Below are 13,412 nucleotides of genomic sequence, written 5' to 3' on the forward strand. Positions count from 1 at the left end.
CAGTATCAAAACGGAAGTTAAATGAAAAAATTTGGGTGGATCACCAGTTACTGCATTTTGATGATTGGATTGGCGTCGCAGCCTCTTTTGGGACAGCCTCTTCAGTCAAAAGCTGCGGATGTAATTGAAAAATTAAATGCCGCTCTTGTTGAATCCATGAAAAATGGAGATGAGCTCGGCTTTTCCGGGCGCTACAGGCTTTTGGAGCCTGTCATAAAGAACAGCTTTGATTTCCCATATATAGTCAGAAAAGTTACCGGGAAATACTGGAAGGATATGGATGAAAACCAGCGAAAAATACTCTTGAAAAACTATACTGCCTGGACCGTGGCCAAATACGCCCAGCGTTTTCACCGATACAAAGGACAAAAGTTCGAAGTGGTTTCAGAATCTGAATTCCGACCGCGGGTCATGAAGGTTAAAAGTAATCTGATAAAAGCGAATAAGGAAATAATAGAACTCATATATTTTCTGCTGGAAAACAAGGGAAGCTGGCGTATTGTTGATATTCATGTCTCCGGTGTCAGTCAATTGGCCATAAATCGCACACAATTCAAGCAGGTGCTGAAAGATAAGGGTTTTGACGGATTAAATACAGGCCTGAAGGAAAAAATAAAAGAGCTTTCAGCAATTGAAAAAACCGATTTTTCAAGTGATACTTATGGAGAACCAACCTTATGAGAGGTCCTGCTGTTTGTAGGATTATATATTTTTAATAAGGCAGGGAGAACCAGGAGAGTGGATATGATCATGAAGCTGATGCAGATGGTAAGCAGCTTGCCCATGCTGGCGGTCCCGGCATGGTGCATAAAAGATAGTATTCCGAAGCTGATAATGGTTGTAAAAGCACTGAATAACACGGCGCGGGACGTACTGGTCTCCAGGATGCGGGTATCTGGTCCCGGGTTGTCTCTTGTCCTGTTGACGATATGAATGCCGAAGTCCACTCCGATACCCAGCAAGAGCGGAACAACAATAATGTTGGCAAAGTTGAAAGAAATGTTGAGCAGCACCGCCGCGGCCATTGTATAGAGCAGTCCCAGCAAGAGAGGAAATATAACAAGTATTACCTCAACCCACCTCTTAAATACGATCCTCAAAAATAATGCAATTAACACAAAGGCGAGTATGGTTGCGGTTCTGAATGCAGAGGAGATTGTCCTGCCGGATTCCAAGATGGTGACAGGTTTGCCAGTGGCATCAGGTGCTATTGTCCGTACCTCTGTCACAAATCTTTTCAGATTTTGGATATCGGTTATGTCGTTTCGCGGGAATACCTGAACCCGGTAAAGGCCGTCATCAGAGATATAGCGACTGGTTAAATCTTCAGGCAGGTCTGCAAGTTCAATTGTTTCCGCCTGCATTAAGTCGTTAAAATTATCAAGAAGGATCTCAAGATTGGACAAGAGGCCTGTTTCAAGAGCACGGAACAGGACTTCTTCTCTCCCGGTATCTGTCAGGAGCTTGTTGAAGCCTTGGATATTTTCGGCAAGACGAGCGATTGCAGAAATGTAGCTTTTGTCGCCTGTTGCATCTGAGTTAATCGTCTCTTTCAGGACACGGTACAAATCTTCGAGGGCCTTCTTGTCCTGTTGAGGGGTGGTGCATGAACCGCCTTGCTTCGTCTTCGGTGCAGGGGGCATGATAAGTGCCATATCGTTAATCAAGTCCAGTTTTTCGGTCTGGTTTTCTGGAATGAAATCGTCAATGGTGACCGCCGCTTCAACTTCGTGCAACTCTCTGAGCCGTTTCGCAAGATCCCGGGCCTCCTGCCTGTCGGATGCCATAACCGCTATTGTCCACAGAGTGCTTTTGTCAGCCTTAAGAAGGCTGCGTGCAGTGATAACTGAATCTGTTGTAGGGTCTGAAAGGTTAAGTGGATTAGCGTCAAAAGAGATTCTGGGCATAATCGCAGCAGCGGCTATCCCGAAAGCAATTGCTCCCGCAACAATCGGCATGGCGTAACCATCAAGGAGTTTCGAAATATGCCTGCCCACGGAAAGGGCCGGATGGTCACTTTTTTTGTAGGGCATCAGATTCATCATGGCCGGCAATACGGTAATGTTTGCCAGCAGATTGAGGAACATTCCGGTTCCGGCAATGAGGCCCAATTCTGAAGCGCCTATATATGCCGTAGGCACAAAGGCGTAAAATCCGATGGCCGTAGTTATTGCGCATAGTATAAGGGCATTGCTTACACTCCGGACCCCTTCTGAAATAGCTTCGGAATCTGTCAATCCTGAAGATCCGAGTTCTTTGCAGCGTAAACAGATCTGAATGCTGTAATCAATTCCAAGGCCTATAAAGAGGACCACAAAGGTGATTGATATCAAATTGAGACTTCCGATAAAAAGGACGGCAAACCCTATTGTCCAGGCAAGGCCTGTGAGTAAAGTGAAAAGACTGGCAAACACAAGGCTGGCCGAACCGAGTCCCACATAGAGGATGACGCCGACCAAAACAAAGGAAACCAGGCCCGCGATTCCGATGTCTTTCCGAACACTGAGCAAGTCCTCGTAATTGATGGCAAGTCCTCCGGTTATATGGATTGTTATGCCGTTTTCTTCGTTAATATGAAGCACATTGGCAGCACTTCGAATTCTTTTGATGGCCTTTTCGGCAGGTTGTGCCGCACGGTAATCCAAAAAGGGCTGCGCAATAATGAATTGATAACCGGACGGGGTGTTTGCCTCCTGGTCAAGCATGAGCTCCTGCCAGGACATGCGGTGGTTAGTCCCTTGCGCCACCTTCTCGAAGGTGTCGCTTAAGCAGTCAAATAAAAATATCAGGCGTTGGTTGTTCTTGATATATTCATCATGTTCGCCAACCACCTTTTCGATTGATGAAAAGAGACCCGGCAGAGAGAAATCCTGGGATACCAGGGCAATAAAAGGCTGGGATTCGGACAGTCGGTCTGTCAGATCCTCGAGCTTTTCCAGGCTCATATACATCAGTCCGTTCTTATGGAAAAAGGGGCCTCCGCCAGGAATATAGACCGATTTGAAAATGCTGCTATCGTCACGCAGATTCAGTGCCAGCAGATCCCGTGCCTGCATGGCCTGTTCGGGGGTGTCGGCTTCTATCACGACCACGATGGTGTCGCGTAAGGCGGGAAAGGCCTTGTAAAATGTTTTTGCGACCTTACGGAAGCGCAGCTCATCGGAGATCATCTCTGTTAGGTCGGTATTTATCTTGAAATGCTTTACCGTAAGAAGTGCCAGAACACAGGTCAGACATATTGCCGCTGCCAACACTGCAAATGAATGCCTCAGCACTCCGCGTATCCACCATTCCGGCAGACAGAGCCTGTAATTTTTCAAGTATCTGATAAACATGTATCGCATATGATTTTACGGTCTATCCCGCATAAATATCCGGTGAACCAGTGGTCCACTGTGCAGACCGTTCACGGGCAGGGGACATTTCTTTTCACTTAACACTTCAGCCCCTTGTTTTCTTAAGGCCTTTGATATGGGGGAGTCTTGCCCCCTCCCCGTTCTCCTTCGCTGCGCTCAGGAGCCGGGGTTTCCCCCACAGCAAAAGCCGAGAAAACTACGGGGGCTTCCGTTAAACTGTTCAAAGAAATATCCCCTGCCAGTGAACATTTGCCATCCGTGCCCTGCCGCAGGAGCGGTTTGCCTTTTGCAGAGTTTCGATCGCGGGCCGGATTGCACTGCCTTTCCGGTCCGCGATGAGTGAGCTTTGAAACCCGGAAAAAGGTAACCGCTTCAAGGCGGGATATAAAGGGTTTATAAGAATATTTACTATCCCGCAAATTGCCGGAATCCGCGGAATGCACGGAATTTTTTGATCATCAATCCTTGACAATTTTGCAGCCTTTGGCCATATTCAAAAAACTCGAATACAAATAGACGATCCTGTCTCCCCTGCCCTTGTCATTGCGCACTTTTTCATGGATCTTACAATTTACTCACATGTATTTTCATTACCCCACGCTGTTTAAGATATTACGCCTGTCATTCTCAAGGCAACACTTTTCACTGCGGCACGCGTGTCTTTTGTCCGTTTTTCTTATTCCATTTCTGGCCTTGCGCACATTTGTGTGGTTAATACGCCTTCTTGACCACATATTCTTTCCCGGTTTTCGAAAACAATCCTTGCCGGCACCGGTCTACATTATCGGCAATCCCCGCAGCGGAACCACATTTACCCATCGTCTGATGGCATTGGACCGGCAGTTTTCTTACCTGAAGCTCTATCAGACGATTTTTCCCTCTGTGATCTGTTACAAGTTCTTTGGAGCGGCGGGTAAAATCGACCGGATGTTTGGCAGTCCTGCAGCAAAATTACTGAACTGGATCAGCGGGAAAGGATTTAAGGGCTGGAAAACCATTCATCAAACCGGACCTGAAAAGGCCGAATCAGATGAGATGTTTTTCGTTTATGCCATGCTCAGTCCCTTGTTGGGCCTCCTGTTTCCGTATTTAAAAGACCTGGATGAGGCGACCTTTGTTGATCTTATGCCGCACAAAGAACGGCGGAAACTGATGTCATACTACAGGGACTGTCTGCAACGACACATGTATGCCACCGGATCGGACAAAATACTTCTCCAGAAAGTCGCTCTTATTGCCGGACGTCTGCAGTCCGTTTACGAACTGCTGCCGGACATTCGTATTGTGCATTTAGTCAGGCATCCATACGAATCCATACCGTCTCTGGTCAGTATGTTTGATGCGGCATGGAAGGCACTGGCTCCTCACGCCAGAAAGGACGCGCGGGCCAACCGGGAACTGACTGATTTAATCTGCCGCTATTATTCATATCTGTATGAATTTAAAAAAATTCTCCCTGAAAATCAGTTCATTGAAGTACGTTACGAAGATCTGGTTTCTGATCCCCACGGAACAATATGCGGAATCTATCAGGCACTTGGCATGGAATTAAGCCATGGATACGAGGAGATCCTTGAAAAAGAAACCTCAAAGGCCAGGCAGTACAAGAGCAGACACCATTATTCCCTTGAGTCATTCGGCCTGAATAAAGACACTATATACCGAAACCTCAGAACCATTTTTGAGGCCTATGGTTTCAAGCCATAGGCAACATTTCAGCCGTTTCTTCCTCTCTTCGGATTAACTTATTGTTGCCGGAAAAAGGTGACCGCTTCAAGGCGGGATATAACGGGTTCATAAGAATATTTACATAACTTACTTATATTTCCTTATCAATTCCGCCCGATGCTGGGTGTAGGCATCCCTGAAGAAGATATACGGGTCAAAGGCATCCCTCTTGAGGTCGTCATATTCTTCCGGATTGACTGAAACGTAATTGACAGCATCTACCGAAAATATAGTAAGCTTCTCCAGAAAGGTAATGAAATAGTTCTGAGGCAACGTAAGATACCCGATAAAGGTTCCGATTCCGTCTCTTGTGCTGGATGGACCAATAAACGGGAGGACCAGGTAAAATCCGTGGCCTGCGCCATAATGTCCCATGGTCTGGCCGAAGTCAGCCTCTTTTGTTCTTATGTTCCACCAGTCCCTTGCGGGATCGAAGAGACCGCCTAATCCGAATGTGGTGTTTATAACAAGGCGGGTAATTTCGGTCCCTCCATCCTTAAAGCGCCCCTGAAGCAAACAGTTGGTGAAGCGAATCGGCGCCTCGCTGTTATTCATTGCACGCCCAAGGGCCACTCTCAGGTCCTTGGGGAGAACAAATGAAAAGACCTTGGACGCAGGTTTGAGAAAATAATAATATAATTTGTCGTTTACCTGAAACATTGCGCGATTAAAGGGTTCTATCGGATCGGCGATAGGCTCGACTTCTTCTTCAAAAAAGAGATCTTCCCCCCAATCTTCGTCAGACCCTTCGCCGTCCTTTTCTTCGACGACTTCAGGATTGAATTTTTGGAATGCTGAGCCGGATTCAACCGGAGGGACCTGGGGCGGCGATATCTGCCCTGCATGTACACAGACTGTTTGAATGAGAAACAATATGCATAGTAGCAGCCTGATAACATGATAGATGATAAAGCCGGTCGCTCTGGTGATAAAGATATGCATTTGATATTGAGAAAACGTGAAATTGTGGTATTTGTTCAAAGACAACTGCAAAAGACAATAAACTTTTTCCTTTCAATTTTCAATATGGAAAGATTATTATAAAACGGAAAGGGTCTATACAACACGGGCATAAGCAAGGAGTAAGGAATGGAGATCATTCTGGCCAATCCAAGGGGATTTTGTGCGGGTGTGATCCGGGCCATCAAGACGGTCCGGCTTACTCTTGAGAAATACGGCGCGCCTGTGTATGTCCTGCATGAAATCGTTCATAACAGGCACGTGATCCAGGAGCTTCGGGAGCACGGTGCGGTTTTTGTAGAATGTCTCGCAGATATTCCGACAGGGGCCGTTACCATTTTCAGCGCTCATGGCGTCTCCAGGGCTATAGAAAAGCAGGCGTCCGAACTGGGGCTCAGGACCATCGATGCAACCTGTCCTCTTGTTGCCAGTGTTCACAGAATGGTGGAAAAATATCATGAAGAAGGATATGATGTGGTCATCATAGGCCATCATGATCATCCTGAAGTAGAGGGGACTGCAGGAAGAATCGACGGACATGTCCATCTCATAGCAACCGTTGAAGAAGTCAAGACCTTGCAGGTCAGTGATCCCGCACGTATGGCCTATGTCACCCAGACCACCCTGAGTCAGGATGATATTGTCGAAGTGCGCCGGGCCCTGGAAGAGCGGTTTCCAGATATCAAGGGACCGCTCTCAAATATCTGCTATGCTACTCAGAATCGGCAAAATGCCGTGAAGGAGCTGGCCAGCAGAACGGACCTGCTCTTTGTAGTGGGCTCAAAAAACAGCTCCAACTCCAACCGGCTCAGGGAAGTGGGAATGCGCCAGGGGATTGACTGTTATTTGATCGATGATGCCGGCGATATCGATCCGGCCTGGCTTGAGGGTGTACGATGTGTTGGGGTGACTGCCGGCGCCTCTGCCCCGGAACGGCTGGTTGACGGCGTGATTCATTGGTTGCAGGATTACGGGGCAACAACCTTTCGCGAAATGGCCGGCAAAAAAGAGAAGGTGAGGTTCGACCCCGCAAAGCTTGACGAGCAATCGAACTAAAGCGATAGTAAATTATTCACTCCATGCCGATAAGGAGTGTAGGCAGTTACGAAACAATGAGGGGGGATATGGAAAAATCGGTCACGTCCGTATCAGCAAGTCATTCTACTGTTGAGGACCCGGTTTCGCTGCAGGCCCTGCGAGCCTTTGACCAGGAAGACCGAAAAGCTGATAAGGCAAAAAAACGTCTTTTTATCGGGCTGGTCATGGCCACCAACGGAATGGTGATCCTCTTTCTTTTTCTGGTATGGGCCCTGTCGACTTTCGATCTCGCCCACATTCATCCCCTGGGACCCATCCTGTTAGGACTTGTCATCGGTTGCATTATAACGCTTGTTGGCTTGGCCTCGCTCAGCCTCATTCTCAGTGTCAGGTTCGGTAAAACCCTGCCTTTTTTCTCCCGGATGCGGGGTCTGACAGTCAAGCTGTTTCTGCCGTTCATGGTCCTGCTTGGTCAGGCCATCGGCATATCCAAGAACAAAGTCCGCTCATCATTCGTGGAGGTAAATAACGAGCTCGTCCTGAAGACAGCGGGACGCTATAAGCCGGAAGAGATGCTGCTGCTCATGCCTCATTGTCTGCAGAGATCCACATGCAAGAGGCGCCTGACCTATTCCATCTATAACTGCAAGCGCTGCGGCAAATGTCCCATCAGCGATTTGATCGCCCTGAGCGAACGGTATTCTGTCTATCTGGCTATTGCCACCGGCGGCACCATTGCCCGCAGGATCGTGATCCAGCGCCTTCCGAAGATGATCGTGGCAGTGGCCTGCGAACGGGATATGGCCAGCGGCATCCAGGATATCTATCCGCTGCCTGTCTATGGAGTATTGAATACCAGGCCCCACGGACCCTGTATCGATACCCAGGTTTCCATAGAAATGGTGGAACAGGCCCTCCGCAGATTCATGCAACCCCGATATTATCCGGAAAATCTGCATCAAGACCAGGATGCCGGCGGCAAGGAAACAGCCGATGTCATAGAAAATCTTATTGAGACCGGACAGGCTGTAGCCGGAGCTGCCTGAGTGATGAACTGCGCTCCCGCATCCATGATTTTCTCTAAGTAACCTGATGGGAATACCAACTCTTCAAAAGGCCCGTATCGGGAAGTATATCATCAGCCAGATGCTGATGAACCGAAGACGCTTTCCGCTTGTGCTGATGCTTGAGCCTCTCTTTCGCTGCAACCTGCACTGCAAGGGCTGCGGCAAGGTGAATCACCCCCCTGAGGTACTGCGCAACCAGCTCAGTGTTGAGGAATGTGTGGGAGCGGCTGAAGAATGCGGTGCGCCGGTGGTGAGCATAGCCGGAGGCGAGCCATTGCTCCATCCTGAGATCACCACTATTGTCGATGAGCTTATCAGACGCAAACGGTTTATTTATCTCTGTACCAACGGCCTGCTCGTTGAAAAGCGATTTCATGATTTTTCCCCCAGCCCCTATCTCACATTCAATGTCCATCTGGATGGTATGTATGAGCACCACGATCTCTCCGTCTGCCATAAAGGGGCCTTTAAAAAGGCTACGGAAGCCATCCGCAAGCTGGTAGGGGCCGGTTTCAGGGTAACCACCAACACCACTTTTTTCAAAGGACAGACAGCGGAATCAGCGGGTCAGTTGTTTGATCATCTCAGCTCCCTGGGAGTTGAGGCCATGACCGTGGCCGCCGGTTTTAATTACGATTCAGCCGATGATCAGGACTGCTTTCTCGGCAGGGAAGGCACAAAAGAGCTGTTCAGAACCATTCTCCGTCAGGCCAAGCCGTCCTGGACCTTTAACCACTCAAGCCTGTATCTCGATTTTCTGGCAGGAAACCGCGATTATACATGCACCCCTTGGGGAAATCCGACCAGGAACCAGTTTGGCTGGCAAAGGCCGTGTTACCTGCTCAATGATGGCTACGTGGCCACCTACCGTGAATTGATAGAAGACACCGACTGGGACCGGTACGGGGTGGGACGTGATCCACGCTGCGCAGACTGCATGGTCCACTCCGGCTTTGAAGCAAGCGCTGTCCTGGATACGGTCAAACATCCCTGGCGGGCACTTGCTGTTTGCCTGCACGGACCTGGGAGATAGCATCATATCGTGTTGTATCGGCAGCCGACAGAAACAGTTCACCAACGAGAGGCCAAACCCTTTCGAGGGCAACCAGGGCCTGTCGTAACCGGAAGGCCATTCGTATCACATCCTGCAGGAACCAAGGGTGCCGCACAAGATGAGCCAGGAGATAGCCGATCCTGGGATTGCCCTGCTTATCCACCATTGCCATTGAGGCGCCGGCCACGGTCTGACCGGCCGGATCACATACGGCCCGCAGGCAGAAAAAAGGGAGTCCTGCCTCTGCGGCAACTTCGCAGACCGCTCTGCTCTCCATATCCACTGCCAGTGCGCCGGTCAGTCGATGAGCAGCCAGTTTGGAGGCTGAGGTCGAAATCGGTTCAGGTGAACAGAGTATGGGGCCTTGATAAAAATGGATGACATTCTCTTGAAACTTCTTTGCAATGTAATCAATGAGCCTGGCGTCGGCTCTGAAACTGACAGGTAGGGCCTGTGTTTGAGAGAGTTTGTACGGGTCAAGCTTATCATTTCGTCTCTTCGCTGTTGTCAAAGACAGTTCGGTGTTCCAGACCAGTATCCGGTCGGCCAGTATCAGATCGCCGGTCTTCAGGGCTGGATATAAGCCGCCTGATACACCGAATGAGACAAGCAATTCACACATGTCGGCCAGATATTCTGCCTGTCTGCGAGCCGCCCGCAGGCCGATTCCTGACTGGCGGACAACGATTCTTCCTCTTGCTGGCAACCCCTGCATCATCCTGTCTGCCACACGTGTCAGTACTCTGGCTTCAGCCCGGAGGGCTGCGACGACGCCGATAGTGGGAAGCGAGTCGGTATGCATTGTATCTCCCAGCGCAATTAGATTGAAAGACAACGGGATTTATAAACTTGACCCCTCATAGCATGATCACTGACAGCCTGCAACAGGGAATAGAAAAGGGCGTATCCTGGTTGCTGGATAACCACCAGCCGGAAGGATTTTGGGTAGGGAATCTGGAAACCAACTCCTGCATGGAAGCAGAGTGGGTTCTGGCCATGCATTTCCTCGGTGTGAAGGATGATCCGAAGTATGAATCGGTAATCCGGGCAATCCTGAACGAGCAGCGTCCTGACGGTTCATGGGAGGTTTACTATCAGGCGCCCATGGGCGACATCAACACCACGGTCGAGTGTTATACAGCGCTCAGGGCCTCCGGCATGCCGGTTGATGCCCTGCCTCTCCGCAAGGCAAGAGAGTGGATCTCAGAGCATGGCGGGCTGGGGGGACTCCGGGTCTTTACCAGGTATTGGCTTGCCCTTTTTGGTGAATGGCCCTGGGATGCCACTCCGGCACTGCCTCCGGAAATCATATTCCTGCCATCCTGGGCTCCCTTTAATGTCTATCAGTTCGCCTCATGGGCCCGTGGCACCATTATTCCGCTGACAGTGTTGAGGTCCAGGCGGCCGGTCAGAAAGCTCCCGCCGGAACACCGGATCGATGAGCTTTTTCCTGGGACGCGGGATCGTTTCGATTACCGGTCGGTCGGCAAAAAAAATGCCTCTTTCTGGCAGCGCCCCTTTTATTTATTTGACCGGTTACTGAGCCGGTATACCGGATTTCCGTTTCATCCAGGCAGGGAACTGGCCATCCGCCAATGTCTGGAATGGATTATTCGTCATCAGGAGGCAGACGGAGCATGGAGCGGCATTCAGCCGCCATGGATCTATTCGCTGATGGCCTTAAATGTGGAGGGATATGCCCTTGATCATCCGGTATTGGCAGCCGGGCTTGATGCCTGGAATCAACACTGGAAATTCGAGAAAAACGGGGCCACCTATCTCCAGGCCAGTGATACGCCTGTATGGGACACCGTGCTTTCGCTCCTGGCCCTTCTTGACTGCCAGCAGGATTTCAATGCAACGCCGCAGATGCAGGCCGCTTTGGAATGGATCCTGAACGAACAGGTTATGGCAGGAGGGGACTGGCAGGTCTACGTCAAAGACGTGGAGCCTGGTGGATGGGCCTTTGAGCGGCAAAACGACTTTTATCCCGATGTGGATGATACGGCAGTGGCCATAATTGTCCTGCTCAGATTGTTGCCCGTCCTGGGCCCCGGTCTGCGGAGCCGGGTTGATCTGGCTGTACGCAAGGCAGTGGCCTGGATGAATGCCATGCAGAGCTCAAACGGCGGCTGGGGTGCCTTCGACAAGGACAACAACAGCCGTTTTATTACCCTTATTCCCTTCTGTGACTTCGGCGAGACGCTGGATCCGCCGAGTGCTGATGTGACAGCCCATGTACTGGAGGCCCTGGGGCTTCTGGGGCGGGGGATGGATGATCCCGTTGTTGCCCGGGCCTACAGATATATCCGGTCGGAGCAGGAAGAGGACGGTAGCTGGTTCGGCCGCTGGGGAGTCAATCATATCTACGGGACAGCCGCGGTCCTGCCGGCCCTGAAGGCCATTGGCGAGGATATGAATGCGCCCTATGTGCAGAGGGCGGCCCGGTGGATCGCGGACCACCAGAACCCGGACGGTGGCTGGGGCGAAAGCTGCGGCTCTTATATGGATACTGCACTCAGGGGATGTGGCCCCAGTACCGCGTCACAGACCGGCTGGGCCATCATGGCCCTTGTGGCCACGGGGTCCCATGCCTATGATCAGGTGATTGAACGGGGGCTGGCATGGCTGCTGGCAACGCAACGCGCTGACGGCACCTGGGATGAGCCACAATATACCGGTACCGGTTTTCCAGGCTATGGGATCGGAGAGCGCACTGACATTGCCAAAGCAGCGGATGACCTGGATCAGGGCAGCGAGCTTGCCAGGGGATTTATGCTCAACTACAACATGTACCGCCATTATTTCCCGCTTATGGCCATGGGCAGGGCCCGGCGACATCTTAGCGAGTAAATCCGCAATCAATTCATCACTCCACAGGAGGAAAGGCCGCAGGGGACCGGATCCCATGTCAATCAATTTTCAACACCTTCGCTCCCCGGATTTTTTTTGTCCTCAGCTCGACCAGCGCCCTGTTTGCCTCTTCCAGTGCAAATACCTGAACCTCGGGTTTTATGGGGATCTCGGCAGCAATTTCCAGGAATTCCCTTACATCACTCCTGCAGATATTGGCCACACTTTTTATCTCTTTTTCCAGCCAGAGATGGGTAGAATAGTCCAGCCGCAGAAGATATTCCTTATCCACTTTTTCTTTGCGAATGGCATTGATTACTAATCTTCCGCCGCTTTCTAAATTCCTGAGAGCCTCAACTACAGGTCTCCATACCGGTGTAGTGTCAATTATACAAAACAGTTTTTCAGGCGAATCGTCTTCAATGTCGCCTGCCCAGACGGCTCCGAGCTCTCTCGCGAAAGCTCTTTCGCTTTCGCTTCTGGCAAACACAAAGGTTTTTGAGCCCGGATATTGATGTCTTACGAGCTTCTGTACAATGTGAGCAGAGGCCCCGAACCCGACAAGTCCCAGATTCCTGCCATCTTCCAGGCCGGTTAACTTCAAAGACCTGTAGCCGATCGCGCCGGCACATAAAAGAGGAGCTGCTTCCAAATCAGAAAAGACATCCGGAATTTTATAGGCATAGTCTTCTGAAATAATCATATACTGTGCGTACCCGCCATCGGCATCCCTGCCGGTCGCCTTAAAATTGCGGCACAGATTCTCATTACCTTCAAGGCAGAATTTGCACTTCCTGCAAGACGAGTAAATCCAGGCAATTCCAACCCTGTCTCCGGGTTTAAAGATGCCTGTCTTGCTGCCGGCCTTTTCAACGACTCCGACTACCTCATGGCCAAGTACAACCGGAAAATGAGAAGGGGGCGTCCTGCCCTCGATCTCATCCAGTTCGGTATGGCAAACCCCGCAAGCTGAAACCCTCACCGAGATCTCCTTCTCCCCCGGAACAGGATCAGGCAGGTCTGTGAGTTCTAAAGGGGTATTATTCTCTTCCAGACTGCAGAGCTTATTCAATACCATTGCTTTCATATGAATTTTATTCTCCTTAATGTAAATATCCGGTGAACCCGTCCGTGGTCCACTGGCAACCGGTCACAGGGTGCTCCTTCTTCCAACATGCTCCCGCCCTTGTTTTCTTAAGGCCTTTGCAGCTCAGTTTAAGTCCACTGTACAGACCGTTCACTGGCAGGGGATATTTCTTTTCACTTAACACTTCAGCCCCTTGTTTTCTTAAGGCTTTTGACATGGGGGAGTCTTGCCCCCTCCCCGTTCTCCTTCGCTGCGCTCAGGAGCCGGGG

Annotated in this window: 12 protein-coding genes; 6 read left to right on the forward strand and 6 right to left on the reverse strand. The window is 50.4% G+C overall.

Annotated features, from left to right (window positions below; translation table 11 throughout):
* Nucleotides 1–21 precede the first annotated feature (21 nt).
* Nucleotides 22–681: a hypothetical protein gene (locus tag C4B57_03400; protein PXF55306.1), complete on the forward strand. Its 660-nt coding sequence runs from the start codon at nt 22–24 to the stop codon at nt 679–681.
* Here the strand turns inward: C4B57_03400 and C4B57_03405 are convergent.
* Entirely contained in the window at nt 660–3,344 is a 2,685-nt protein-coding gene (locus C4B57_03405) for a hopanoid biosynthesis-associated RND transporter HpnN (GenBank protein PXF55307.1), read from the reverse strand. The genes C4B57_03400 and C4B57_03405 overlap by 22 nt on opposite strands.
* 113 nt (nt 3,345–3,457) lie before the next feature.
* Nucleotides 3,458–3,799: a hypothetical protein gene (locus C4B57_03410; GenBank protein PXF55308.1), complete on the reverse strand. Its 342-nt coding sequence runs from the start codon at nt 3,797–3,799 to the stop codon at nt 3,458–3,460.
* Between the two features lie 136 nt (nt 3,800–3,935).
* Here C4B57_03410 and C4B57_03415 point away from each other — a divergent pair, with 136 nt between their 5' ends.
* Nucleotides 3,936–5,063 carry a sulfotransferase gene (locus C4B57_03415; GenBank protein PXF55309.1) on the forward strand — a complete coding sequence of 376 codons (1,128 nt, stop codon included), beginning with the start codon at nt 3,936–3,938 and terminating at the stop codon, nt 5,061–5,063.
* A gap of 108 nt (nt 5,064–5,171) precedes the next feature.
* Here the strand turns inward: C4B57_03415 and C4B57_03420 are convergent, their stop codons facing one another.
* The gene (locus C4B57_03420) at nt 5,172–6,065 is read right to left on the reverse strand and encodes a hypothetical protein (protein ID PXF55310.1); all 894 of its coding nucleotides are present in this window, start codon (nt 6,063–6,065) and stop codon (nt 5,172–5,174) included.
* 108 nt (nt 6,066–6,173) lie between these two features.
* Between C4B57_03420 and C4B57_03425 the strand changes: the two genes are divergently transcribed.
* The 3 genes from C4B57_03425 (at nt 6,174) to hpnH (ending at nt 9,182) form a co-directional block, all read left to right on the forward strand.
* Entirely contained in the window at nt 6,174–7,100 is a 927-nt protein-coding gene (locus C4B57_03425; GenBank protein PXF55311.1) for a 4-hydroxy-3-methylbut-2-enyl diphosphate reductase, read from the forward strand.
* A gap of 68 nt (nt 7,101–7,168) precedes the next feature.
* Nucleotides 7,169–8,128 (forward strand): hypothetical protein, encoded by a 960-nt coding sequence (locus C4B57_03430; GenBank protein PXF55391.1) that lies wholly within the window; start codon nt 7,169–7,171, stop codon nt 8,126–8,128.
* 46 nt (nt 8,129–8,174) lie between these two features.
* On the forward strand, nt 8,175–9,182 hold the full coding sequence (hpnH, locus tag C4B57_03435) for a hopanoid biosynthesis associated radical SAM protein HpnH (GenBank protein PXF55312.1): 1,008 nt from the start codon (nt 8,175–8,177) through the stop codon (nt 9,180–9,182).
* On the opposite strand, the gene C4B57_03440 is transcribed toward hpnH, so the two are convergent.
* Nucleotides 9,130–10,005 carry a hypothetical protein gene (locus C4B57_03440; protein PXF55313.1) on the reverse strand — a complete coding sequence of 292 codons (876 nt, stop codon included), beginning with the start codon at nt 10,003–10,005 and terminating at the stop codon, nt 9,130–9,132. The two genes, hpnH and C4B57_03440, sit on opposite strands and share 53 nt — an antisense overlap.
* Before the next feature lie 62 nt (nt 10,006–10,067).
* On the opposite strand from C4B57_03440, the gene shc reads away from it, so the two are divergent.
* Entirely contained in the window at nt 10,068–12,056 is a 1,989-nt protein-coding gene (shc, locus tag C4B57_03445; protein PXF55314.1) for a squalene--hopene cyclase, read from the forward strand.
* Between the two features lie 58 nt (nt 12,057–12,114).
* Here shc and C4B57_03450 read toward each other — a convergent pair whose 3' ends face one another.
* Nucleotides 12,115–13,143 carry an alcohol dehydrogenase gene (locus C4B57_03450; GenBank protein ID PXF55315.1) on the reverse strand — a complete coding sequence of 343 codons (1,029 nt, stop codon included), beginning with the start codon at nt 13,141–13,143 and terminating at the stop codon, nt 12,115–12,117.
* A 16-nt stretch (nt 13,144–13,159) separates the two neighbouring features.
* A complete protein-coding gene (locus C4B57_03455; GenBank protein ID PXF55316.1) occupies nt 13,160–13,360 on the reverse strand; it encodes a hypothetical protein in 201 nt (66 codons plus the stop codon).
* Nucleotides 13,361–13,412: the final 52 nt, after the last annotated feature.

Source organism: Deltaproteobacteria bacterium, from assembly GCA_003194485.1.
In the GTDB taxonomy this organism is placed as follows: Bacteria; Desulfobacterota; Dissulfuribacteria; order Dissulfuribacterales; family UBA3076; genus UBA3076.